Source organism: Treponema bryantii (assembly GCF_900111035.1).
Taxonomy (GTDB): Bacteria; Spirochaetota; Spirochaetia; order Treponematales; family Treponemataceae; genus Treponema_D; species Treponema_D bryantii_C.
The window spans coordinates 98,651-123,106 of the sequence record NZ_FOFU01000007.1 but is presented as its reverse complement, the minus strand read 5'-3'; the positions used below and the strand labels follow the sequence as shown (position 1 = coordinate 123,106).

The 24,456-nt window shown below is 39.7% G+C and carries 21 protein-coding genes; 5 read left to right on the top strand and 16 right to left on the bottom strand.

Annotation, left to right across the window (positions count from 1 at the left end; all coding sequences use genetic code 11):
* Nucleotides 1–38: 38 nt before the first annotated feature.
* On the bottom strand, nt 39–1,685 hold the full coding sequence (locus tag BMY21_RS11815; protein WP_074644493.1) for a Na/Pi cotransporter family protein: 1,647 nt from the start codon (nt 1,683–1,685) through the stop codon (nt 39–41).
* Between the two features lie 75 nt (nt 1,686–1,760).
* Between BMY21_RS11815 and BMY21_RS11810 the strand changes: the two genes are divergently transcribed.
* Nucleotides 1,761–2,564: a hypothetical protein gene (locus BMY21_RS11810; protein ID WP_143064224.1), complete on the top strand. Its 804-nt coding sequence runs from the start codon at nt 1,761–1,763 to the stop codon at nt 2,562–2,564.
* 1 nt (nt 2,565) lies between these two features.
* Nucleotides 2,566–3,222, top strand: coding sequence for a YfcE family phosphodiesterase (locus BMY21_RS11805; RefSeq protein ID WP_074644489.1), 657 nt, complete (start codon nt 2,566–2,568; stop codon nt 3,220–3,222).
* Between the two features lie 32 nt (nt 3,223–3,254).
* On the opposite strand, the gene BMY21_RS11800 is transcribed toward BMY21_RS11805, so the two are convergent.
* The 3 genes from BMY21_RS11800 to BMY21_RS11790 are packed head-to-tail and all read right to left on the bottom strand — an operon-like array spanning nt 3,255 to nt 5,589.
* Nucleotides 3,255–4,055 carry a DbpA RNA binding domain-containing protein gene (locus tag BMY21_RS11800; protein WP_074644486.1) on the bottom strand — a complete coding sequence of 267 codons (801 nt, stop codon included), beginning with the start codon at nt 4,053–4,055 and terminating at the stop codon, nt 3,255–3,257.
* 4 nt (nt 4,056–4,059) lie between these two features.
* Nucleotides 4,060–4,965, bottom strand: a complete 906-nt coding sequence (locus BMY21_RS11795) for a GNAT family N-acetyltransferase (protein WP_074644484.1) — start codon at nt 4,963–4,965, stop codon at nt 4,060–4,062.
* 3 nt (nt 4,966–4,968) lie between these two features.
* The gene (locus BMY21_RS11790; protein WP_074644482.1) at nt 4,969–5,589 is read right to left on the bottom strand and encodes an ATP-dependent Clp protease proteolytic subunit; all 621 of its coding nucleotides are present in this window, start codon (nt 5,587–5,589) and stop codon (nt 4,969–4,971) included.
* Nucleotides 5,590–5,725: 136 nt separating this feature from the next.
* Here BMY21_RS11790 and BMY21_RS11785 point away from each other — a divergent pair, with 136 nt between their 5' ends.
* The 3 genes from BMY21_RS11785 (at nt 5,726) to BMY21_RS11775 (ending at nt 8,373) form a co-directional block, all read left to right on the top strand.
* Nucleotides 5,726–6,430: a late competence development ComFB family protein gene (locus tag BMY21_RS11785; protein ID WP_074644480.1), complete on the top strand. Its 705-nt coding sequence runs from the start codon at nt 5,726–5,728 to the stop codon at nt 6,428–6,430.
* 207 nt (nt 6,431–6,637) lie between these two features.
* Nucleotides 6,638–8,119 carry an alpha-N-arabinofuranosidase gene (locus BMY21_RS11780; RefSeq protein WP_074644478.1) on the top strand — a complete coding sequence of 494 codons (1,482 nt, stop codon included), beginning with the start codon at nt 6,638–6,640 and terminating at the stop codon, nt 8,117–8,119.
* 2 nt (nt 8,120–8,121) lie between these two features.
* The gene (locus BMY21_RS11775) at nt 8,122–8,373 is read left to right on the top strand and encodes a DUF6171 family protein (protein WP_083379852.1); all 252 of its coding nucleotides are present in this window, start codon (nt 8,122–8,124) and stop codon (nt 8,371–8,373) included.
* A 2-nt stretch (nt 8,374–8,375) separates the two neighbouring features.
* Here BMY21_RS11775 and BMY21_RS11770 read toward each other — a convergent pair whose 3' ends face one another.
* From BMY21_RS11770 to BMY21_RS11715, 12 genes are all read right to left on the bottom strand, one after another.
* Nucleotides 8,376–9,785, bottom strand: coding sequence for a hypothetical protein (locus BMY21_RS11770; RefSeq protein WP_074644476.1), 1,410 nt, complete (start codon nt 9,783–9,785; stop codon nt 8,376–8,378).
* A complete protein-coding gene (locus tag BMY21_RS11765; protein WP_074644473.1) occupies nt 9,785–10,561 on the bottom strand; it encodes an outer membrane lipoprotein-sorting protein in 777 nt (258 codons plus the stop codon). Before BMY21_RS11765 ends, BMY21_RS11770 begins: the two co-directional genes overlap by 1 nt.
* A gap of 66 nt (nt 10,562–10,627) precedes the next feature.
* The gene (locus tag BMY21_RS11760) at nt 10,628–11,983 is read right to left on the bottom strand and encodes an ABC transporter permease (protein WP_074644471.1); all 1,356 of its coding nucleotides are present in this window, start codon (nt 11,981–11,983) and stop codon (nt 10,628–10,630) included.
* A gap of 12 nt (nt 11,984–11,995) precedes the next feature.
* On the bottom strand, nt 11,996–13,519 hold the full coding sequence (locus BMY21_RS11755) for an ABC transporter permease (protein WP_074644468.1): 1,524 nt from the start codon (nt 13,517–13,519) through the stop codon (nt 11,996–11,998).
* 23 nt (nt 13,520–13,542) lie between these two features.
* A complete protein-coding gene (locus BMY21_RS11750; protein WP_074644466.1) occupies nt 13,543–14,394 on the bottom strand; it encodes an ABC transporter ATP-binding protein in 852 nt (283 codons plus the stop codon).
* Nucleotides 14,395–14,710: 316 nt separating this feature from the next.
* Complete coding sequence (gene pth, locus BMY21_RS11745; protein WP_074644464.1) at nt 14,711–15,367, bottom strand: aminoacyl-tRNA hydrolase; 657 nt, start codon at nt 15,365–15,367, stop codon at nt 14,711–14,713.
* Complete coding sequence (locus BMY21_RS11740) at nt 15,364–16,290, bottom strand: DUF4340 domain-containing protein (protein ID WP_074644462.1); 927 nt, start codon at nt 16,288–16,290, stop codon at nt 15,364–15,366. Before BMY21_RS11740 ends, pth begins: the two co-directional genes overlap by 4 nt.
* A gap of 15 nt (nt 16,291–16,305) precedes the next feature.
* Nucleotides 16,306–18,366: a GldG family protein gene (locus BMY21_RS11735; protein WP_074644460.1), complete on the bottom strand. Its 2,061-nt coding sequence runs from the start codon at nt 18,364–18,366 to the stop codon at nt 16,306–16,308.
* Nucleotides 18,367–18,379: 13 nt separating this feature from the next.
* Nucleotides 18,380–19,114, bottom strand: coding sequence for an ABC transporter permease subunit (locus tag BMY21_RS11730; RefSeq protein WP_083379851.1), 735 nt, complete (start codon nt 19,112–19,114; stop codon nt 18,380–18,382).
* Nucleotides 19,114–20,046 carry an ABC transporter ATP-binding protein gene (locus BMY21_RS11725; RefSeq protein ID WP_074644458.1) on the bottom strand — a complete coding sequence of 311 codons (933 nt, stop codon included), beginning with the start codon at nt 20,044–20,046 and terminating at the stop codon, nt 19,114–19,116. Before BMY21_RS11725 ends, BMY21_RS11730 begins: the two co-directional genes overlap by 1 nt.
* Nucleotides 20,047–20,148: 102 nt before the next feature.
* On the bottom strand, nt 20,149–23,268 hold the full coding sequence (locus BMY21_RS11720) for a hypothetical protein (protein WP_074644456.1): 3,120 nt from the start codon (nt 23,266–23,268) through the stop codon (nt 20,149–20,151).
* Entirely contained in the window at nt 23,249–24,421 is a 1,173-nt protein-coding gene (locus BMY21_RS11715) for an acetylornithine/succinylornithine family transaminase (RefSeq protein ID WP_074644454.1), read from the bottom strand. Before BMY21_RS11715 ends, BMY21_RS11720 begins: the two co-directional genes overlap by 20 nt.
* Between the last annotated feature and the right edge of the window lie 35 nt (nt 24,422–24,456).

Here is a 24,456-nt window from a genome sequence, read left to right as displayed (position 1 = left end):
CTTATAAGAATTTAATATTCAACTTTACGAAAAACTAATTATCCATTAGTCAGAATTTCTGAAATATTAAAACAGTTATCACCGATGTGTTCAATTGTACGGACAATGTCGATGTAGAGAAGCTCAGACTTAACATCTGCACCACCCTCGAGACGTTTGCGGGCAACCTTCTTAAGGTCTTTGCGGAAAGCATCGATACCATCTTCAAGTTCGCGGGCAAGTTCAAGTTTTTCTGCAGTAAGCTGTTTGTTGATATTTATGCGGATAAACTGAAGGAACTGTCGGGCAAGTTCAATATACGGAAGAAGGCGTTCCATATCTTCGCTCTGGAATTTCATCTTCTTTTCGATACTGCGGATAATCAACATGATTGTTCCGTAACAACTGTCACTCATATTCTCAAGTTCATCAACAATCTGAATCATATTAGAAATGTGATTCAACTGCTTTTCTGTAACCTGAAGTGATTCACACTTAATAAGGTAGTGAGTAATCTGCTCATGCATCTGATCTGCATAATCTTCTGCAAGCTCACTAGCCTCGGCATGCTTTTCTATAAAATCAGAATTACGCTTTGTAACACCAATCTGAATCTTATCAAACATATCTGTTACAACATCTGTCATATCTGCAATAGCTTTTTCTGCCTGCATAATGTGAGTTGTAATATTGTCCTTTGAAACAAGACCTGTAAATTCGAGTTTGTAAACGTTTGAAGTTTTTTCCGGATCGTCCTTGATAATCTTTTTTGCAAGTGTGATAAGCGGATTCTGCAGCGGTAAAAGAACGATAGTAGAAAGAGTTTTGAAAACTGTATGCAGCATTGAAATACGAATTGCAATATTTGAATGCTGTCCGCCAGGTGTAAGCATCATCACTAAATCCAGGAACGGATGGAAGAAGATAAGTGCAAGTACAGTACCAAACACGTTGAACATAACGTGAATCATAGCTGAACGGCGAGCATCTGCATTTGCTCCAAGAGAAGCAAGTACCGCATCAATAGTAGAACCGATGTTACTACCAAGTGTCATAGCAGCAGCCATATCCCAGCTTACAAGTCCGTTATAAGCCATTGTGATTACGATTGCAGAAAAAGCTGAAGAAGAATGCAGAAGTGCTGTAATCAGAATACCAACTACAAAGCCAATTAAAATTGCAGCAGGACCTGTACCCTGAATCTTAAAGAGCCATCCAAGCTGTTCAGGAGTGAATACATCAGAAAGTCCGCTCAAACCAAGGAAGAGCATACCGAATCCCATGAGAGCTTCGGCCCAGTTTCTGTAACGGCCCTTTCTTAGAATTGAAAGAAAATATCCGGCACCAAAAACCGGAATGGCAAATGCTGATATTTTGAAATTAAATCCGAAGATTGCAACAATCCATGCAGTGATTGTAGTACCAATATTTGCACCAAAAATTACACCTACTGACTGTGCAAGAGTCATAAGTCCGGCATTGACGAAGGTAACAACCATTACAGTTGTGGCACCCGATGACTGAACAATCATCGTAACGAAAAGTCCGGTTAAAAGGGAAGCAAAACGGTTTCCTGTAAGAACAGAGAGAGCACGCTGCAGGCGTTCTCCAGCACTCTTCTGGATACCGTCACTCATCAGCTTCATTCCATAAAGAAGGAATCCAAGGCTGCCAACAAGTTCTAAAACGGGCTGTATGACATTCATATTCCTATGATACCGAAATAGCCCCTCCTTTTCAAGAAAAATAAAATGCTGTAAAATAGAAGAATGGGTGTGGAAATGAAAAGAAAACATACTGCTATCCGCAGATTTCTTACAAAAACTGGCGTTGCAGTTTGCGTATTGGCTGCTTTTTCTGCAGGCTTTACAGGCTGTAAAAAAAATCAGAAAGATAATGATCCCAACAGCGTAGATTTGACTTTAAATCAGGCTGATTCACCTGCGATTCAGTCGGCACCTCAAAAATGGCACGTTACCAATAAAAGAGTAATGGTGCTTTTTGGTTATGATTTTAATAATCCCGAAATAAAAGAAAGTCTGCTCTCACTTCTTCGAGAAAACTTTGGTCTTGATGAAGACGGCGGACTCATTTACCCGGTTACCTATCCGGAAGATTTTAAGCACGGTGTAAAAGGCTATGCTTCTGATTTTACTGCTGCCCTTCAGACTGAAGAACTGGACCTTTGCGGTGTTGTACTTCTTGGTGCACCTGAAAATACTCATATTGCACTTGCCCGTAATCAGGATAAATGGGAACAGGAAGTTCCTTACCCTGTAATTGCACTTTTTCCACAGGATGATGTTCTTGGAATTGAATCTACCTGTGATATTGTTGTTGATAAGGGACAGACTGCAGGACTTACCGGAGAAATCGCTCCGGAAGAAACTGACGGTCAGATTCTTCAGAATGCGCCGGAAATTATCGTAGAAACAATTAAATATATTCAGCTGCTGGATGGTGCCCCGGAGCGTTCAAAGGCTCTGCAGAAGCATATGCAGCAGATGCTCGAAGGATATCAGTTCCACCACTACACGGACCCGGAAACCGGGCTGATGTCGATAAATCATTTTGTATTGAATTAGTATGATAGAAATTTCACAGCACACCCAGAATATAATCGGATCACGAGATGCTATTGCTGCGCTCGAAACGAAGGATCACGCCCGACTACTCATTATTTCGGATTCGCACGGACGTTACCCGGTTTTCGAGAGTATTGTGCGCGACTATGGAGCTAAATGTGACGCGCTGATTTTTTGTGGCGACGGCGTGAGTGATGTCGCAACTTTGCTTTATAAACAGAAAATCGATGAGAAACTGGCGGAGTGTGTGCCGCCAGTGATTGCAGCCGTACGCGGAAACTGTGATCCGTCCAGCTATCCGCTTGATAAAGGCAGTCTTTATTTTTCAGAGCTGATTGAACTTAAGGTAAACGGCCGCGGCATTCTCGTAACTCACGGCCATAACCAGGGTGTTGATTTTGGATTAGAAACTCTCGGTCTTGAAATGCAGGTTTCAGAATGCAGCACTGCTTTTTACGGGCATACTCATATTGCTCACGAAGATACGTTCAAGAATTTTAAGATTGTGAATCCGGGAAGTTGTGCAAGACCTCGGGGAGGCCAGCCGGCTGGCTTTGCAATTGCAACTGTTGAAAAGACTTTTGTTGATATAGCGTTTATAAAAATGACGTTAAAAAATGATGGGACCACAGAGTGTTCTCTATGGTCCCCATATTGATGGTGGTTTCGACAAGCTAAACCACCGGTATTTTAGTTCATGCCGAATGGCTCTTTATCTGCGGCAGCTTTTTCTGCAGCAGCGTAAGCAGCAGCATCTTCTGCGCTCATCTGAGCTACTTCCTCAGCATACTCTGTCTGATTTTCTGCTTCAACTGATACAGTCTCTGCTTCAGCATTTTCTGTACCTTCTGCATCTGACTTCTGGCGGCTGTAGCTTACAGCAAGCTTGCGGCCACGGTAGTCATAACCGTTAAGTTTATCAATTGCAGTCTGTGCATCTTCTGTATAAAGCTGTACAAAAGAATAATTTGCAAGAACCTTAATATCACCGATGCGCTCGCGGTCAATACCAGCGATTGCAATAAGAATACCTACGAGGTCGCGTGGGTAAACACGGCGGTTTTTACCAATGCTGATGAAAATTGATGTAGCCTGATCTTCAGGAATCTCTACACGTGGATGACGTGGACGTTCTTCTTCCGTAGCTGGAGCAGCCTCTGCCGGCTCTTCAACACGTTCTGCACGTTCCTGGCGGAAATTTCTTTCCTGGCGGTTACGGTTATTTCTTTCGTTGCGGTCATTACGTTCGTTACGCTCATTGCGTTCAAAACGGTCACGGCGGTTATTAAATGGATGATAGTGCTTCAATGCTTCTTTAAGCAGATATGCTATTACATACTTACGAACTGTAAGTGGAACATTCTTCTTAAATAATTTGTTTAAATCAGAAAGCAAATCAACATTTTCTGAAGTTCTAACTCTCTCTGTTGCATTTGCAAGAAATTCTTCAAGCTGTGCTTCGTTAAGCTCAAAATCACGATTAAATGCCATTTTTTTATTCTCCTATTAAAGACAAAATGTAACCGGAGTTGATTTTTCTAAAGCCTGTACGTGTTAATAACGGCTGTAAAATATCCGGTGCAATAGTATTCGGGATAATAACCCATTCTTTTCCACAGTTTCTAAGGCTGGATATACACATATTAATAAGTTCTGTACTTATTCCAAGTCCCCGGAACTGTTCAGGAACAAAAAGACTTGTAATCATAACAATCTTTTCCTGATTTTGTAAAAGCGGAGATGCTGTTATACAACCTGCAAAATCATCTGAAAGACTTGAGCAAATAAAACCGGTCTGAGTTTCTTCTGCGGCCTCTTCAAACTGGGCTCGCCATAATCCGTAAAATGCTCTGTTTAATTCCAGTGGCAGTGTCTCATCCTCGCAGGAATCTGCAGTAATATTCAAAAGGATTGTTTTCTTATCAGCAGCTGAATCATATTCCTTGAACGAAAAATCATCATGCACTAAGGTATCATCCGATTCTGGTAACTGATCTAATTTTTCTAATCCCCATATTTCTCGCAGTGAATTATACCATTCATTGATACGTGCCGACATAAATCTGTGCTTATATATATGCCATCGTTTATCAATTTCAGGATAGTTTTTTAATACGTTTCTAAAATTCTTAAATACCCCCCTTCCTGAATGCAGAGCACTCTGAAGCTCTTCACGGGCCAATGGAGCATGAAGATTATTTACAAATTCTTCACGCAAATCAAAACCATCTGATGGTCCCCACTCAGGTAAACTGTAATACTTTTCATCATCTGGTGTATTACCATCTGAATCAGAAATAACGAGCTGACCTTCAGGTGCAGAGACGGCATATTCAACATCCTGATTTTCCATAGCAGAGATTATGTCGTCTGTGAGCGAATCGGTCAGTTCAAATTGCATAGACTATTTTGAAGGAAGTTCTTCGCGTTTTGAAACAATCTTACTGATAAGGCCATACTTTACAGCCTCATCTGCATCGAGCCAGTAATCGCGGTCAGTATCTTTAGTAACCTGTTCAAGAGAAGTTCCAGTTGCATCTGCAATAAGTTTATTTAACTTAGCACGGATTTTTTCCATATCCTTAGCATAAATCTCAATATCAGTTGCAACTCCACGCATCTGGCCGAGCGGCTGATGAATAAGATAGCGGCTGTTTGGAAGTCCGAGTCTGCGCTCTGCAGGAACAGCAACAAGAATAAGTGTTGCAGCAGAAGCAATGAGTCCCATACCAATGAGATAAACTGGAGCTTTTATAAAACGAATTACATCATAAATAGCAAAACCTGCGTCTACATCTCCACCTGGTGAGTCAATATACATGTAAATTGGAGATTTTGAATCTTCTGCATCAAGAATCAGAAGCTGTTTAGCAATTGCATCTGCAAGTTCTTTATTTACTTCGCCAGTAAGGACAATCTGTCTTGTCTTAAGGAATCTGTCCGAAAAAGGATCTGGCATTTTCATTTTTTTTTCTTCTTCCTCATCATCAAAACGAGGACTTGTGTAAATAGATTTTAAGTTCATAACATAAATATACTAGAAAATCCGGCAGTTTTCAATTGAAAAAACTTTAGACCAAATTTAAAAAAAAATTGTTTTATTTATTATTCTCCCTTATAATATATAATTAACGAAAACGTTTTATCTAGGAGAAAGGATTATGAATGTACATAACTTAATGGAAGATGTAGTAATAAAGGCTGTTAATACTCTCTATGACCGTGTTAAGGGTGAAAACGTTCCCTGGCTTACATGCGACTGTGAAAACTGCCGTCTGGATACTGTAAGTTATGTACTCAACCGAATTCCTCCTAAATACGTTGTTTCAGGCCGTGGTGTAACTCACAATGTTGAATATCTTGCAAGTTCTCAGCTTCTTGCTGATATTGATTCCATGGCTCTTGAAGGAATGCGAACTGTAAGTACTACAAAGCGTCCGTTCCATAATGAAAACAGACAGGACTGTGAAATTCACGGCAGTTCAGCAAAGGCAGAGCCGGCATTTAACTTCTTTACATTTATGGGTGTTGTTCTCGACGGTAATACTTTTGAACCTGTTACTAATGCAACAATCACTTTGAAAATGGATGGCAAGGTAGCCGAAATGGTTGATAAAACCTGGTCTAACCCGTTCCATCTTGTTCCAAGCACAAAGGGCGTTTATTCTTTCTGGGTTAAATCTTTACCTGCAAAAGAAAGCGGAGAACGTCAGTACTTCCATTTCAGCATTGAAATTAAAGCAGAAGGCTATTCTGAATCTGTATATCATTTTGAAGTTCCAATTATGAGTGAAGAGTGTGTACGCCAGACTCTTGATTCTACCTACACTCTCAAAATGAAAGATTTGGTTATCTTCAAGAAATAGTGTCATGCTGAACTTGTTTCAGCATCTCTAAAAAAAGATTCCGAAACAAGTTCGGAATGATACACTTTTCATATAAACTTAGAGAATCATACAACAAAAAATCCTCATTTTATGCAGAATTGAATTGCAATGAAAACGTTTGCGTGTTACAATGACAATTAGTAAAACGTTTAACTAACAAACAAAAAAAATCAGAAGGATTTTATCATGGATTCAATTATTGTTAATGCAGACCTCGACGGCAGTCAGATCAGCCGCGACATTTACGGTCATTTCAGCGAGCATCTTGGTCGTTGTATTTATGGCGGATTCTGGGTTGGAAAAGATTCAGAGATTCCAAATATTAACGGTTATAGAAAAGATGTTGTAGAAGCCTTTAAAGAGCTTGAGATTCCAAACCTTCGCTGGCCGGGCGGATGCTTTGCAGATGAATACCACTGGAGAGACGGAATTGGCCCTTATGAAAATCGTAAGCGCATGATTAACACTCACTGGGGTGGAGTTGTAGAAGACAACAGCTTTGGTACACACGAATTCTTTGGACTATGTGAACTCCTTGGCTGTAAACCTTATGTAAACGGAAATGTTGGAAGCGGTACTGTTCAGGAAATGTCTGAATGGGTTGAATATATGACTTTCGGCGGAGAATCCCCAATGAGTAAACTCCGTGAAGCAAACGGCCATAAAAAGCCATGGAAACTTCCTCTTTTCTGTGTAGGTAACGAAAACTGGGGCTGTGGCGGCAACATGAAGCCTGAATATTATGCAGACCTTTACCGCCGCTATCAGACATACGTTCGCCAATACGGCAAAGATAAGATTTTCAAGATTGCCTGTGGACCTAATGCTGCAGACTTTAACTGGACAGAAGTTCTTATGCGCGAAGCAGCACCTCTTATGGACGGACTTTCTCTTCACTATTACACAGTAGAACCAGACTGGAACGGAAGAAAACCAGCCTGCGACTTTACAGAAAAAGACTGGTACCTCACAATGCGCAATGCAGGCTTTATGGAAACACTCGTACGCCGTCACGATGAAATCATGACTAAGTATGATCCTGATAAGCGTGTTGCCCTTGTAGTTGATGAATGGGGTACATGGTTCGCTGTAGAAAAGGGAACTAACCCTGGATTCCTCTATCAGCAGTCTACAATCCGCGACGCACTTGTTGCCGGAATTACTTTGAACATCTTCAACAATCACTCTGACCGTGTTCGTGTTGCAAATATTGCTCAGGCTGTAAACGTTCTTCAGTCTCCTGTTCTTACTGAAGGTACAAAGATGATTAAGACTCCAACCTGGTATGTATTCCACATGTACAAGCCACACATGGATGCTACAAGCCTTACTACCCGCGTTGCTTCTAATCAGATTGGTCCAAAGGATGCTCGTATTGATTCTGTATCTGCTTCTGCTTCTCACAAGAAGAATGTTTATACAGTAACTCTTACAAACGCAGAACTCAAAGGCAAGAAAGAAATCAACATTACTCTTGCAGGTCTTAAAGGTAAGATTAAGGAAGCATCTGCTACAATCCTTACTTCTAAAGAAATGCATGTATGCAACAGCTTTGATAAACCAAACGAAATCAAAGAAAAAGCTCTTGAAGTTAAACTTTCCGGAGCAAATGAAATGTTCATTACAGTTCCTGCAATGAGCGTTGTTACTGTTCAGATCCAGGCATAATCGTGGAACCGTGTCCAGTATGTGAAAACATGCAGCACCTCTCCACTATGGATATGACTCCAGAGCTCGTGCAGGAAATGGCCGAGCAGGAAGAGGTTGCTGATTATGTCGGTGATGAAATTGTTGAAAAAAGACTTTCAATATGTAAAAAATGCCCCCGACTAATCGGAGGCATGACCTGTGCAGACTGCGGCTGTTTTGTTCAGTTCCGCGTGCGTCATAAAACCGCAGCCTGTATAAATGGAAAATGGTAAAACTAGAAGTTTCCGCCGCCAAGTGTGGCTGAAAGTTTTAGAGATATTGTTGGATTCTTATCAAAGCTCTTAAAAGTAAGAGATGGGCCCATACCTACCTTTAATTCATTGATTGGTGAATAGAACAGCATTGCAGTTGTTGTAAGTGAAGTTCCTGAAACAGCTGCGATAGTTGCATCATCTGCACCAGCCATTTTCATACCTGCAAGTGCTTCATCTGTAAATTCTTCACGTCCGAAATTTGCCATTGCAAAAAGGCTTGCAGAAAAATCTTTTGTTCCAAAAACTTTTCCAAAACCAACCATTGCAGCAATATTATGACCACCGATTACATAACCTTCAAGATCTTTTGTATTACCATTGAAATAATACTGTGCAGCAAGAGAAATCATTGGCTCTTTCCAGTAATAGTTTAGACCGACAGTTGCCTGGAAGATATTTGATTTATCATCCCAGTCTGTGTTTTTTGTCCATTCTGTAGAAGAACCATAGCTGTATACAAATTCTCCAAAGAAGCTCACTTTCTTAAGGCTTCCTGTAGCTGTAAGCATTACTTTTGGTGCATTCTGATATTTATAGAAAGCACCTACTCCAAGTTCACAGTTGCCGAGAAGAACATCTGCTTTTGCAGCAAATGCTGTATCACGAAGATAGGTTTCTGCAGTCTGGCCAGCAAAATCTGTAGAAGGAATTACATATAACCACAAACAGTTCTGACTGTCAGGGAATACAATCTGAGTACGAAGGTTCAAAGCTCCATCAACCTGAAATTCAGGATTTTCAGGATCAATTGAACTTGTGTTAATCATATCTGATACAGGACTAAAGAAATATCCTGTTCCCCAGGTAACTGTATGAATACCAAAGCGGAAGAAAGCTGTTTCTTTGATAGAGAAATCTGTAAAGAGTTCTTTGAGTTTAAACCAGTCAGAAAAAGAAGTATTTACTGTTGTACCAATAATTGGGTTCAAATCAGAATCAAACCCCTGAAGTTCTGGTGTTGCACCGTATTTAGAATATGCACTTACACTGCTCGCAAACGGATAAGCAAAACCAAACTTAGTATACATACGAAGATTCTGAGATGGACGTGCATCTACAGAAAGCAAAGCACTTAATTCCGGCTTAAGAGTTGTATTCTTAAGATTCTCACCAAAATCAGTTGAATCTGGTGAATACAATATTGTGTTTGTTCCTATACTGGCAGTAAGGCTTCCGCCTACTTTTACTGTACCGGAATCAAAAATAACACCCTTACTCAAATCAGTTTTAGCAGAAACGTCATCAACTTCTACAATGCTGTCGTCAGCAAAGAAATCATCATCACTGCCACCAAAGAGATCGTCATCACTCTGTGCAAAAACGGAAGTTGCAAGCAGCAACGCTCCGCATAAAAATATCAGTTTTTTCATTAGTTCAATCCTTCCAAATATGCTTTAGTGAAAATCTTATCCGGGAGAGTATCAAAAGTAAGATCTGAAATTACCTGCTGTGTCTGCTCACCCTTGTTCAATTCATCACGCACGATTAACTGTGTTGCTACATAGCCAACTTTTCCGCGTACTTCAACCTTTGACCACTTTGGAACAAGAGTTGTACGCATAAGGCGGTCTGAACCAGAATAATCTTCCTGCTTAAGAGGAAGAGGAATATCCTTACGAAGATATAATTTTGTTTTTGCATAAGAAGGCTCTTTTGTTTTAGCCTGGAGAACAATAATGTCTACAGGGTATTTTCCAAGAGTTCCTTCTTCATAAGAAAATATTTCGTAATTCTCACGCCAATATTTGTTGTTCTTTTCGACATCATCAAGTTTTACGTCTGAATCACCGAGTGCTTCCTTAATTGAAGTATGTGTAAACTTGCGGGAAATCGGATCATATGACCATATGTTTTCATCATTACGAAGATAACCTTTTCCTTTATCAGCCTCAGGGAAAAGCTGAACAATTGTCATAAGCTTCTTGTCTGTACGATCAAAAACCTTAAACTGGATATTTTCTTTTGGTCTACCAGGCTTTTCAACAACAAGAGAAATTGTTGCAGAATAATCACCGTGATAAGCCTGAATATCCTGACTCTCCTCCAGAATTTTATAACACTTATCTGCTACATCGGCAGAAACCTGAGCAGCAAGTGCACCTGTAAAAATTGCTGCTGCTACGATTATTGAAAGTATTTTTTTCATCTTTTTAACCTCCGGTTATTGCGGCTCTCATAGTTTCGCCGCTTGAGTCATTCTTTAGATTGTTGGTTACTTTACAGTTCGAAGTGCTTCGGCTGGGCTCATGCGAGCGGCCTGCTTTGCACTGCCTCTTACTGCAAAAGTTGTAAGCACAATCAGAATTATATACTGAAGTATAATTGATAATGCAGACAATTTAAATGTGAAGTGTCCCTTCTGCAGGAAGAACGCTAGTGACTCATTTGCGATTGGAATGCAATGTACAATTGCCATAGCAATTATTGCAAAAATCAAACCTGCAAATGCACCTATAACACAAAGAATAACGGCTTCATTAGTAAATACACGGCGTGTATCTTTACCAGTCATTCCAAGTGCACGCATTGTACCAATTTCACGGATGCGTTCATACAAAACCATACGGTAAGTATTTGAAACGCCAACCATTACAATCAGAAGAATAACAATAAGAATTACAGTTGTAATGATATGTACAATGTTCAGTACAGTCTTAATCTGTGGAATTTCATCGTACAGAGTTTCAACTCCATACTTTACACCCTTCCATTCGTTTTCCGGCTTCCTTGTATCAATCTGCTTTTCAAGACCTTTTCCAACATTTGTTGGATTTGTTTTCATAGCAAGTCTGCGGTCAGTTACGTTTATCTCCGGATTTTTTTCTTGATCCTTTCTGATTCTGTCTTCAATCATCATGGCAGCTTTAGTCTGCTGATCTTTATCACGAAGATAGATTGAGAACATTGAATAACCGCCTTCCGGCATTTCAATAATCTTGTTTACATCTTCAATATCTGCATAAGCCTGCATTGTATTGATAAAGCTGTTTGATTTTAAGATTCCAGTGATTACCATATCAGCAAAGGTGTTCTGTCCATAAACTGTATATGTTGAATAAATTACCTCATCACCAATCTGAACGTTCAGAGATTCTGCAACCTTCTCGCTTATGATAAGTCCGTTTTCAACATTTGGGTCTACTCCACCACTAACAAACTGGAACGACTCACGAAGCTGCTTTTCTTCAAGGTCACGACCATAAAGCTGAAGCACAGATTTCTTTCCGTTGAAGATTATGTTTCCGCTCGACATTGTATAGCATGAATAATAATCATATTTGATGTTAAGCTCATCAACGATATTTTTTACGTAATCTCTGTCACGTACAATATTTACAAGCTTAACTTTTCCACCAGGAGTTTCCGGATTAAGCCATTCCAATCCCTGTGTAATTACATTTCCACCAATGAGCTGAGTAATCTGATTTTCGAGGTTTCCTACCATTCCGGTTGTGAGACCGTCAATTGCAGTTACTACAAAAAATCCGAAAGCAATTGCTACTGCAAGAATGGCGTTACGTCTTTTATTTCTTGTAAGATTTCTAAGTGCTAATGATACTGTTTTCATTTTACGTACCTCCTATTCCTTGCTGAGAGCCTTAATCGGTGTAATTCTGAGTGCAGATTTTACAGGGTATCTGTTACTGATAATACTTCCGATAAGGGCAATTACAATTGTTATAATTATGATTTTTGGAGTTGGGCTGAAGTGAAGCAAACCACCACCAAGAATCATTTTTGCAATTGTGTTTGTAATTGTGATGTTGAACGAGTTGAAAATCATCATACAGATAAAGGCAAAGATGACACCTGCTATTGATGAAAGAGTTGTAAGAATTATTGCTTCTGAATAGAAGAGTTTCTTTACAAACTTCTTTTCTGCTCCAATAGCACGCATTGTACCGATTTCACTTGTACGTTCAATTACAGAAACTACCATTGTATTCATGATGATGATGAATACTACAATCGCAAGAATTATGATAAGCAGGTTGAAGATAAAGCCAATTCCATCAACTGAAGCTGAATAAGAATAAGCAGCTTTTTTCCAGTCCATTGCAAGAGCATTTACACCTTCATCCTTAAAGCGTTTATTGAGCTGTGCTACAAGTTTTTTGTCTGCATGCGGATTATTAAGCTTAGCAACAATAAACTGCCATGCACCATCATCAGTTTTATTCAGTTCATCACGAAGGCTTGTATCTCCAAGAATGCTGTCGAAATCTGATGTACTTCCGAGAATGCTTGTATCTTCTTCAAAATCATCAAAGAAATCATCACCACCAAAGAAATCGTCTTCTGACATTTCAGAAATTGAAAGGTCTACAGTGTCTGGCAATTCCTGACTGAATGAATTTGCATAAGTAAGTTCTGCAAAAGAACGTGCGAGTCCAGGCTCACAATAAACACTCTGGAACATAGCTGAATATTCATTAGCAGGCTTAAAGATTCCAACAACCTTACCTTCACGGATTACACCACCCATGCTGGCAAGAAGAACATCGTCTCCAACTTCAAGAGTTTTATCCCAGGCCTTATAAAAACCTTCTATTACACGAGTATCTACGATAATCTCGTTTGAACCTGGAGTTGGATAATGACCTTCAATCATTTTCAAATCCGGGAAGAGCTCCCAGTAACTTCCTGATTCACCGGCAAAAAGCATTGAAATCGGGAGGTCCATAATTCCAAGGTCTTTATCATCATCCTGAAGAACAGAGAAATCAATTTCAGCATCTTTTGAAAGAATTACCTGAGCTGAAATAAGCTTTGACTGTTTTTTGATTCCATCTGTTTCTGCAAGAATCTTTTCGATTTTATCAATATCTGTAAGAGCTGGAATCTGAGGAACTTCAGTTGTAATATTTGTAGAGTTCACTCCAAATAAATCTATTGTTGTACCTTTTTCAGGGATAACCGAAATTGCAAGATCTCCGGTTACATTTGCCCTGAAGTCGTTTTCAAGTCCGCGGTTTACAGATTCAAGGAACGAGTTTCCCATTACAACGATTGCTACACCAAAGAGGATAAACATCGAAATGATAATGGTTTTAGATTTATGTTCCTTGAGGTTGCGGAGGGCAAGTTTAATTATGTCTTTCATTTAGATCTCCTGTAACCGCAAGTTTAGATTTTATAAACGTCCGAACCTTCTTTGTGCTCGTCGTTGATTACCTGACCGTCAAGAATATGAACAACATGGTCACACATATCTACAATACGAGAGTCGTGTGTAGAGAAGATGAAGGTTGTCTGAAGTTCAGGATCCTTGTTCAAAGATTTCATGAGTTTGAGAATCTGTTCTGAGTTCTTTGAGTCGAGGTTGGCTGTAGGCTCATCAGCAAGAATTACAGGAGCCTTTGTTACGAGAGCACGGGCAATAGCAACACGCTGACGCTGACCACCAGAAAGTTCATTTGCTTTGTGATTCTTCCAGTCTGTAAGGCCAACCTTTTCAATAAGGTAATTGATCCATTCTTCTTTCTGAGCTTTTGTAAATTCATCTACAGGGCTCTTGGAATTTTTATCTTTTGATTCAAGAAGAAGAGGGAATTCAATATTTTCATAAACATTTAATACCGGAATAAGGTTGAAAGTCTGGAAAATAAAACCAAGATGAGAACGGCGGAGAGCAGTAATTCTACGGTCGAGTTTTGAAGGAATAGCAACACGGACCTTCTTTTTCTTTCCGTCTTTTTTATCTGGACCAGCTGATGCCCATCTTGTGTTAATGGTTTCTGCATCAGCAAGATCTACACCGTTATAAACATCTGTGTCACCAATTACGATTGAGCCACTACTAGGAAGATCAATAAGACCTATCATATTCAAAATTGTTGATTTTCCTGATCCTGAAGGTCCTGAAACTGCGGCGAACTCTCCCTTCTCAATATCGAAGGAAACTCCACGAACGGCTTCAATCCTTTCTTTTCCAAGAGGATAGAATTTGTGCACGTCTTTTAAGCTAACAACTGCCATTTTATATACTCCTTTCTTTATATTGTATTTAATACCGTATTAGTGTATTAGTTGAATAATACAGTGATACATTAAACGTGTCAATAGATTCATTATTATTTTAACAATTGAGAAAGAATAAAGTGTTACCAGTAAATTTGGCGCGAGGGCGTGAGTCATGAGGTAAAAAGACTTTGTTTGTGGATGCCGCGAGAGCGGCATTATAATAGTTTCTATGCCACAAACAACGTCTAGCGCATTATTGCGCGTTTTTACCTCATGAATCACAACCGGGAGCCAAAAGATGCTGAAACAAGTTCAGCATGACGGCAGTTTATTATATGAGATTTTTTTTACCCCAGTTTTGTATTAAATCCTTGGGTTCTTTAGAAAGAAGAAGTTTTACCAGCAGCAGATTTGTCTGACTGAATACATTCTGCATGATTTCCTGTTGTTCGGCTGTAAAGCGGCTTAATACCCAGTCGGCAACACCTATGTTTTCGTTGTCCGGGCGGCCAATTCCAAAACGCATGCGGAAGAAGTCTGGTGTATTCAGTACGGCCTTAGTTGAACGGAGACCGTTGTGACCTCCGAGGCCGCCGCTCCACTTAAGACTTACAAAGCCCGGAGCAAGTTCGAGTTCGTCGTGAACTACCATGATTTCAGATGGCTGGATTTTATAAAAGTTTGCAACTTCGATAATGCTGTCGCCACTCAGATTCATATAAGTCATTGGCTTGAGGAAGTAGATGTGAGCCGGTGCCTCTTCCGGTACAAGAACCGGAGATCCGTCTTTCTTTGAACAGATTTTTGTATCACAGGCCCACTGGGCGAGTTCCGCCGGTGTAAACGACGCAATCTCACCCTTGAACTTACTCTGCCATGAGAGGCGGTTAGCAAATGGCAGGGAATCTTCAAAATACCAGCTTACATTGTGGCGGGTCTTTTCATATTCCTTGCCGTAATTTCCTAAAAATGCTACGAGTTTAATCATTTTGAAAGCTCGTCCAGAGATTTAAGATACTGCTTTACAGAACTCTCGTTTACCTTAAATCGGTAAGGAGTTTCACTGCAGGTTCCATAATACTGCTGAAGATCGTTCTCATTGTTTTTAGGAATTGCGAAGAACTCAACTGTAATATCTTTATATGCACAAGTGATTTTTGCAGTAACTGTTTTTGTTCCTTCGAGAACTTCACTATCATCATACCAGTCGCGGGTAGAAAGAGAAGCAAAGGAATTAAGCCAGTTTGCAGCAGCACCAGTATCAAGCTCATAGCCCTCTTCTGCACCGCTGACATTCCATGCAAGATCTTCACCTGTTCCCATTCTAGAAACAGCCCAGTTTTTACCAGAAGCGTAATCTGTAATTGCTACGTTAGTAATATCAGGTGAATCAAGATTCAAAACAATTGTAGTACGAGCAGCAGCAATACTTGTATCCAGTGTATCATTAATTCCACCAGAAACAAGATAAATATCCTTTCCACCATCAATTGTTGCATAACACTGAGAAGAAGAAACTGCAGTTTTACCAATTGTAATTGTACGTAAAACCTTGTCGCCGAGCTTTGCTGTTACTGTAATTGTTTTACCATCTGCAAGTTCATATTTTTCTGCATTATTTCCAGAAGAAATATTTCCGACCTTATCGAGGGCACGGACATTAGAAATTGCATCAATATAAGAATCTACCATCGACTGACTAGCCGGATATTTTTTATCACTTACAAACCATTCTTCGCCATCTTTATAAACACTGAAGTTTTCCATTGGAGTAACAAATTCCAGAGAATCAGGCTTATCTTTGAGTGTAAAATATTTTGTTGTATCGCGCGCAGAAAGAGCAAGCTGGATTGTACAAACAGCAAGCAGCACAACATCTGCAATAATCAAAACTAATTTTCTTGTCTTCATATCGCTACCTTCTAATTACTTACTAATTGTTCTTGTATCGTCTGGATTATATTTCTTATTGATTGCACGACGACGTGCTGTACGAAGTCTCCAAACAAGAAGACCAACGAGAGCAACAAGAACTGCAAGTCCATACTGATTCAAAAGTTTCCAGAAGCTTACTGCAACCGGAGTCTTAATTGTAAGATTGTTTACAGAAAGGCTCTTGGTACGCATTGTACAAAGATCTTCATTTCCGTTCATATAATCAACAACATTCATAAGGAACATTGAAACAGGGCTCTGACCGTTTTCATCAATTACCTGACTTGTTGTAATTTCAGAAGAACCTGCAACAAAAAGCTTACCAGGCATTACACTTGTTTTGATGTAATTTGATGTTTCGAGTTCTCCGGCGCTTTCTGAAGAATCCTCTGAAGCTGCCCCTGCAGGAGCTTCATCAAAGGCACTGTCAAACTTACCTTCAAGGAGCACTGCAAGATTGTACTGTGCATATTCAGAAGTATCTGAAGGAGTTGTCATCATCAAAGGATTAAGCATAATACTTTCAGAAACAGCCCAGGCTTCTTCTGAAGTCTTTGCAAGCTCTGTTACCTTAAGATTCTTATTTTCTTTAGCAGCAGCTGCATTAAGAGAACCGCTCTGAAGAAGATAAAGAGAACCGAGATTGTTTGTAATTACATTTTTCTTAGCAAGATATTTTTTATGGATTTCTGGAACCCAGTAATAGTTGAGTTCACCGTACTGGTTATTAAGACTCTTAAAACAGTTCTTATCCATAATCATATTCTTACTGCGTTCAATACCATACTTTGTAAGAAGGCGTTCAAGATTTGAATCATTCTGTGCAAAGTTTGTAATTCCATACATCTGATCCTTTCCTGCTTCAACAACACCGTCAAGCATGAGCATTACGTTTCCACCACGAAGAAGGAACTGATCTACCTTGTAAAGTTCTTCTTCTGTGAAATCCATTTTTGGACCATTGATGATGATTGCATTCATTCCGGCTGGAATATCTTCAGAGTTCAAATCGATATCTTTCAACTCATACATTCCAGAAATCAGCTTTTCAAAATTAGCAGCCTTATCAGCAGCAGTATGATCTACTTCGCCATGGCCTGTAATATAACCGATTGCCTTTGTATTTGAGAAAAGGCTCTGAAGCCCTTCATTGATTGTGTTTTCAACATCTTCAAGACCAGCAACAGCATAACCAAAGAAAGAACGCTGAACACCAAGTGGAAGTGCATAAATCTTTTCACCATGTTCGAGAACAAGACCAATAGCAGCCTTTTTCTGAACACCTGAATCCTGATAAGTAATTGTCTGAATACCGTATTTAGCAGAAAGAGCTGCAGCATCAGCTGAATCAGGACTTACAAGCTTATATTCAAGACGACCAAGATTCTGTTTGTTTACTGAATCAAAAGCCTGACGAACAATCTGATCAGCATCCTCTGCCCCGCTGATTCCAAGCCATTTAAGAGGCTCACTCAAGTAAAGGGTCAGGCTGATTTTTTCATCCTTTCCAAGACCTGCCAGTGAGTCAGCCATAGAAATCATCTGAGAAATCTTTGAGGTAAGATTAAACTCAAAACCATCTGAAGTCTGAACCGGATTCATGATTTCAATATTGTCGCCGTACGCAACAGCAATTCCCATGTAAACCGATTTAAGACCGACTTCATTATTTTTAAGTTCCTGAATCTGAACCTGCTGAATTCCAAGATCACGTGCAAGTTCTTCATTCTCAGGTTTAGACATATCCATATAAGAAACAGAGAAGTTCTTATTTGCCGCACCCTTGTATTCAACAAGAATATCTTTTACATACTGAGAAACACTTGTGTAAGTTGAAGGAAGATTGTCGCTGAAGAATACACGGATTGAAAGAGGCGCATCCAGATTCTTTACGACAGTTTTACTTGCCTTTGAAAGTGAATATGATTTTGGTGCAGTTAAATCAAAACGAAGGAATGCTTTGTGTCCTGCAAGATTCAAAAGCACAAGGAAGATTACAAAAAGAATAAAATCTGATTTTGGACTTTTGAGCCACTGTAATATTTTTTTCATCTTTTTTACTCCGTTAGTTTTTAGCGTTCTGCTGAACTTTTACTGTTGCAGTAAAGAACAGTGCTGTAAGGGAAACAAAATAAATCAAATCCCTTGTGTCAAAAATTCCGCGCGAAATAGAAGTAAAATGCCCGCTAGCAGAAAGATAACTGAAGAAGCTTACAATCTGTGATGGCAGGAAAATCAGGAATGTATCAATCATTGTAAGAGCCATACAGATTATCATAGCTGTGAAGAACGCAATAATCTGATTTTTTGTTACAGAGGTTGAAAAAACTCCGATTGCAGTAAAGCAGGCACAAAGGAAGATTGCACCGATATATCCACCGACAATAGGACCAAAATCAGGAGAACCAAAAATCACTGTCGGAAGAATATAAAACAGAGTTGGAGCAAGCATAATCAAAGTGCTTAAGAACGATGCAAGATATTTTCCTGCAACTACATCAAGTTCTGTAACAGGAAGAGTCATCAGAGTTTCGATAGAACCCACACGACGCTCTTCTGCAAAAATCCTCATTGTGAGGGCTGGAATAAAAAGAGAAAGGAGAACAGGCAGTAAAGAAAAATACTGTCGGAGTTCTGCTCTGTTGTAAAGGAAGAATACTGAATAAAACAGGATTCCTGTAACTATAAGAAAAAGCGCAGTTACAATATAAGCAACCGGCGAAGTAAAATATGCCTTAAGCTCGCGCTTCATAATAATGATTGCGGGGCACTGTTTTTTTGCTGATTTATTATCACTCATTATTTAGCCTCCGTCAAAGTATGGAATACATCTTCCAAAGAATTCTTGTTGATAGCAGCTTCATACAAATCAATTCCGCCTTCAACAAGTTTTCTGATAAGAGAAGGTCTGATTTCAGCTTCTCCATTAACAGAAACTACCAGCTGTGAAAGACCAGTTTCACCATCTTTAGCACCAACTGTTACACCAGCTACACCAGTAATTGATTTAGCAAGTTCTGCAGCACTTTCTGCCTTTTCAGTACCAACAGTAATATAAACTGTAGATGAAGTTCCAATGCTGTTCTTAAGTTCTTCAATTGAACTGTCTGCAACAAGCTTACCGCCGGAAATAATAATTGCGCGGCTGCAGATTGTTTCAACCTCGCTCAAAATATGAGTAGATACAATTACTGTACGGGTTTTACCGATTTCGCGGATAATTGCACGAACATCCTCTACCTGGTTAGGGTCGAGACCGGAAGTCGGTTCATCAAGAATAAGGATTTCCGGATCATTCATAAGGGCATGTGCAAGAGCAACACGCTGGCGGTTACCGCGGGAAAGTTCAGAGATATTCTTGCTCATTACTTCCTTAAGTCCGCATTCCTTGCAAAGAGCAGGAACTTTTTCTACCGGATTCTGACCATACATATTTGCAATATATGTCAGATAATCTTCAACTATCATTTCTCCATAAAGTGGAGCTGATTCTGGCATATAGCCAATTTTCTTTTTTGCTTCAACAGGATTTTCACAAATATCAATGCCGTCAATCTTCACAGAACCAGAAGTTGGGGCAAGAAAGCCTGTTATCATTCGCATTGTTGTGGTTTTGCCAGCGCCGTTTGGGCCAAGAAGTCCTACAATCTGACCTGTAGGAATAGAAAAGCTGACGTCATTTACCGCACGGAAATCCCCGAAATTACGGGAAACGTGGGAAACTTCTATCATTTTAGATGTCCTCCAATTTTTTTGTCTATATTAAATATAACAAATAAAATGGAAAAAGTTAAATAAGAAAAATCACAGATTTTTTACTGATTTATTGCCGTTTTACAGATGGAAACGCACATCCAGACTGATTCCATAACCGTGACTCTCCGGATAATAGGTGCCGGTAAGAGTGGTATTGATTGGAACAGTTGCAAGCTTACCGGTTGTAATATTCAAATCGAGATTAAGAATCAGATAAATTGCCTGAGTATATGAAACACCCTGGAAAACCTCTGCAAGATAATCTGCATGACGAATATCCGGAAGCCGAACTTCTGAGGTATCATAAACAAGGGCCATATTATACCCGAACCAGAGCCCTGCCCTTCGTGAATATAAAACATATGGAATTACACTGTTATGAATCTCACGGCCAATTAAAAGAACTTTAAAACTTGATTCCAACGCTGTACCAGGTTTATTTACAAACTCAGCGTTAATAACTCCAGGCATACTAAAAATCCAGTTATCTTTCATAGAAAATGGAAGTAGCCGTGGAATTGCAATGGTTGCAAACAAACCTACATTAAACTGTGTAATATCAGAAATAGTTTCTGACAGAAGATTTTTCTTTTCGGCATTTGTAAGATTACTATTATTCGGCGCGAGATTCTTACGGGCTTCCTGCAGCAATCTGACTTCACACATATCCCACATCAGATAAGACCTGACACCTACAGAAAGACCACGCTGCTCAAATGTAGAATAACCATATTGATGGATATTCGTATATTCAACTTTTGCAGAGATTTCATAAAGTTCATAAGCAGACCTGAATGAAGGCCAGGCTGAAAGGCCAGGGCGTATATCGCTTTTAGTCTGATCGTAATAATCTGTAGAAACTGTATAGCTTCCCTGAATATCAAAAATAAGCTGTCTTAAAGCCAGGCCCAGAGGAATCTTCCATTGTGTTCCGGCAAGTATTTTGAAATTATATTCTCCATCAAGATTGAAATTGAAAATTGCTCCGGCCCGTATTTTTACCGGTGTTGAAGAATTTTCTATATAGAACGCTGCTGATTTATCTTTTTTAAGATTTAAGGATTCCGACCTGATTCTTGCCAGATATGAAGAAGGCATATTCTTTGTCCATGAAAAATCCAGAGGTAGATAAGTCCAGCCGAGAGATAAAACTGCCTGTGTATTCATACATGGATCCGGCTGGTTTTCAATTGAAACGCCTAGTCCCGGCCAGTAGAGATTTCCTTCATTCAAATCCAGAATCTTAATCGGGAAGAACGGTGTAAAGGAAAGGTCTGTCATGTACTTAAAAGGATTGTAATTTCGTACATTATAATCAGAAAGAGAGGACTGGCTGTGATTGCCAGACTCCTTATTTGCTGACGCCAGATTTTCTTTTCCAGCCTTCTGTAAATATCCGTTTTCCAATTCAACTGCAGATAAATCAACCTTACGCAACTGATTCTGTGAATATTTTTTTGCACTATAAAAGAGCTCGTTCCTTGAAGAAACAAAAGGATAATGAATACCGCCGGAAACATCTGTAGAAGTTAGTCTAACTGCCGCTGGTTCAAATTTATCTGTGAGGAAAATAAAGCCGGCCCTGGTAAAGGTACTGTCACCTGGCTGTGTGTACGTGAATGTGTAAATCGGGCTGCCGCCGCGGCGCTGGCAGGAAAGGTACTGGATTTTGAGCGGAGGTTCAGAATCTTTTTGTCCGTCGGCTTTTATAAGCCAGCTTTGTTCAATAAGATTCTGTTCTTTTGAATTATCCTGCGACTTCCCAAAATTTAATCTGCATAAATAACGCTCAGTTCCTTCTGCGCGGATATAAGCAACAAATCCATTTCCGCTATAAACCGGAGAAAAAGGAATTGTATTTCGGGCAAAATCCTGTCTGAAAATCAGAGTTGGTTTTTCTTTCTTCTTTTCATCCAGCGGCATTGTATGGATTTCAAGCGCAGGAGTAACGTCCTTAATATTTACACCGGCAACAGCATAATCTCCGGTTTCTGTTAATACAATTGCAGTATCCCGCAGCTGATATTTTTGATCCAGAAATTTTCTTTCCTTCAGATCATAAATGCTGGCAGAGACCGAATAAAGTCCTTCTACCGATCTTGGCTGAATATTTGTAACTGCAATAAAACGTCCATCTGGCGAAAGTGACATGCGCTCAATTTTATCTGCAAGAAACAGAATCTGTCTCATTTTCAGCTGACTGTGCTCATCAAAAATATCAACCTCATGACGGATTCTGTCATACCAGACAGTTCCATAATCTGTAATCAGAATATGTTCATAATTTGCATCTTTATCTTTTGGAAAAACAAGCTCTCCTTCTTTCTCATAACTTTCAAGAGCCATCAGACTGGCAGGAAGAGGTACAGATTCTTCAAACTGATTCCAAAGTTCTGTAAGCGTAAGTCCATATGTATTTTTGAAAACTCCATGTGTAAGCAGCGGATTTATTTTTCCGCTTTCTTCCCAAAGCTCGGCATATTTTTCTGCACCATAAGTATTCATCAAAAAAGCAGAAAAGCCGGTACCTGCAGCAAGTGCAAGTTCTTCTCCCGGGTACGTATCACGAACTGTTATTACCTGACTCCACTGAGGAATTTTTCCTTCAAGTTTTGCCTGTGAAAGCAGCTGCAGAAAATATCCATCATTTAAAAGCCCTTCCCCTTCAGAACTTTCCGCAAGATATGCGTTTCCTTCAATAAATGAATAAGGAAGATTAAAAAGTGCAACCGGCTGATAGGAATCACCAGCAATCCATTTTGCAACAAACTGATTAAAAGGACTTCTTATTGATTGAGACAGAGCTTTATAAATCTCACGGTAAAAAAGTCCGAGCATAGAATCTTTGAAAACTGCGGTATCATAATCTGCCGTAGAATCAAAAATGATAATTCTGTTATAAGGATAAGGTGTATAGTCTACCGAAAGAACATCGGAGTCCGGAGAAATTATTACCGGCATACGAAGTTTGTGCTGAGAGTTTAGAGCATCTGCGGCTTTCTGATAAAGTCTGTCGACGTTTTGAACAAGCAAGAGGGCTGTCTCTTCACTTTCTTTTGAATAAATAATATCAAAATACTCTGTTTTTATAAGAGACATTCTGCGCGGACGCCCAAGTACATTTGCAGAATACAAAGGCTGCGCGCAGAATAAAAGCAGAAGAAACAGTCCTGCCAGTTTATTTACAGAATTCTTCAAGTACACTCTTGTAAATTGCAAGACCTTCATCTATTTCTTTGTCAGAAATATTGAGAGGAGGCAGGAAGCGAACAACATCACTGCCTGCTGTTGTAGTACACAGTCCTTTTTCCAGACAGCGAACTTCAATATCAAAAGGTTTAATGCTTGAATCAATCTGAGTTCCAATCATAAGGCCTTTTCCACGAACATCCTTAACGATTGGAAGGTTCCAGCTTGCAATTGCTCCACGAATATAATCACCTGCATGATTTACTCTGTCAAGGAAAGCAGGATCGCTTACAGTTTCAAGAACTACAAGACCAGCAGCACAGGCAAGAGGATTTCCTGCAAAAGTTGACTGATGATCACCGGCAACAAATACATCTGCAGCCTTTCCGCGGAACAGACAAGCTCCCATAGGAACACCACCGGCAATTCCCTTTGCAAGAGTAACAACCTCAGGCTTAAAGCCAAGCCAGTCACTTGCAAGGTAAGTACCTGTACGACCAACACCAGTCTGAACTTCATCTGCCATTACAATTGCTCCGGCAGCGCGGGCAGCATCAGCAGCAGCCTTAGCCCATTCTGGATTTATCAGATTTACACCACCCTCACCCTGAATACATTCAATAAAGAGTGCAGCTGTTGTATCATCAAAAGCAGTTTTGATTGCTTCAAAATCATTTGCCTTAATTGTCTTAAAGCCCTCTGGATAAGGAGCAAAACAATCCGGATGGAAACGGTCCTGACCTGTTGCAGTAAGAGTAGCAAGTGTTCTTCCGTGGAATGATGATTCCAGAGTTACAATTGTTTTTCTTTTATCTCCACCATTGAGCTGACCATATTTTCTAGCCAGTTTAATAGCAGCTTCATTTGCTTCTGCACCAGAATTTCCAAAATAACCGCGCTCAAAGCCTGTTACTTTAAGAAGATTTTCTGCAAAATCAAGACCTACATCTGAGAAATAATAGTTTGAAATATGAATCTGGCGACGTGCCTGGCGAGAAATTGCTTTTACCAGCGGTTTATAATTATGACCAAGACAGTTAACTCCAATACCGGCAATAAAGTCGATGTACTTTTTACCGTCTGCCGCCCACATTGTTGAACCCTTTGATTTTTCAAAAATAACGTCAAAAGAGCCATAGTTGTTTACAATTTTCTTTTCCATAGCATCGCCTCGCTTTGTATAAATATGCAGGAATT

Bases quoted from the DNA above. Each gene is read 5' to 3' on its own strand.
- BMY21_RS11790 (WP_074644482.1), bottom strand. From the start codon at position 5,589: ATGAACTTAAAATCTATTTACACAAGTCCTCGTTTTGATGATGAGGAA.
- pth (WP_074644464.1), bottom strand. From the start codon at position 15,367: ATGATTAAACTCGTAGCATTTTTAGGAAATTACGGCAAGGAATATGAA.
- BMY21_RS11730 (WP_083379851.1), bottom strand. From the start codon at position 19,114: ATGAGTGATAATAAATCAGCAAAAAAACAGTGCCCCGCAATCATTATT.
- BMY21_RS11800 (WP_074644486.1), bottom strand. From the start codon at position 4,055: ATGGCATTTAATCGTGATTTTGAGCTTAACGAAGCACAGCTTGAAGAA.
- BMY21_RS11755 (WP_074644468.1), bottom strand. From the start codon at position 13,519: ATGAAAGACATAATTAAACTTGCCCTCCGCAACCTCAAGGAACATAAA.
- BMY21_RS11795 (WP_074644484.1), bottom strand. From the start codon at position 4,965: ATGCAATTTGAACTGACCGATTCGCTCACAGACGACATAATCTCTGCT.
- BMY21_RS11765 (WP_074644473.1), bottom strand. From the start codon at position 10,561: ATGAAAAAAATACTTTCAATAATCGTAGCAGCAGCAATTTTTACAGGT.
- BMY21_RS11780 (WP_074644478.1), top strand. From the start codon at position 6,638: ATGGATTCAATTATTGTTAATGCAGACCTCGACGGCAGTCAGATCAGC.
- BMY21_RS11810 (WP_143064224.1), top strand. From the start codon at position 1,761: ATGAAAAGAAAACATACTGCTATCCGCAGATTTCTTACAAAAACTGGC.
- BMY21_RS11785 (WP_074644480.1), top strand. From the start codon at position 5,726: ATGAATGTACATAACTTAATGGAAGATGTAGTAATAAAGGCTGTTAAT.
- BMY21_RS11750 (WP_074644466.1), bottom strand. From the start codon at position 14,394: ATGGCAGTTGTTAGCTTAAAAGACGTGCACAAATTCTATCCTCTTGGA.
- BMY21_RS11815 (WP_074644493.1), bottom strand. From the start codon at position 1,685: ATGAATGTCATACAGCCCGTTTTAGAACTTGTTGGCAGCCTTGGATTC.
- BMY21_RS11770 (WP_074644476.1), bottom strand. From the start codon at position 9,785: ATGAAAAAACTGATATTTTTATGCGGAGCGTTGCTGCTTGCAACTTCC.
- BMY21_RS11735 (WP_074644460.1), bottom strand. From the start codon at position 18,366: ATGAAAAAAATATTACAGTGGCTCAAAAGTCCAAAATCAGATTTTATT.
- BMY21_RS11805 (WP_074644489.1), top strand. From the start codon at position 2,566: ATGATAGAAATTTCACAGCACACCCAGAATATAATCGGATCACGAGAT.
- BMY21_RS11760 (WP_074644471.1), bottom strand. From the start codon at position 11,983: ATGAAAACAGTATCATTAGCACTTAGAAATCTTACAAGAAATAAAAGA.
- BMY21_RS11715 (WP_074644454.1), bottom strand. From the start codon at position 24,421: ATGGAAAAGAAAATTGTAAACAACTATGGCTCTTTTGACGTTATTTTT.
- BMY21_RS11740 (WP_074644462.1), bottom strand. From the start codon at position 16,290: ATGAAGACAAGAAAATTAGTTTTGATTATTGCAGATGTTGTGCTGCTT.
- BMY21_RS11725 (WP_074644458.1), bottom strand. From the start codon at position 20,046: ATGATAGAAGTTTCCCACGTTTCCCGTAATTTCGGGGATTTCCGTGCG.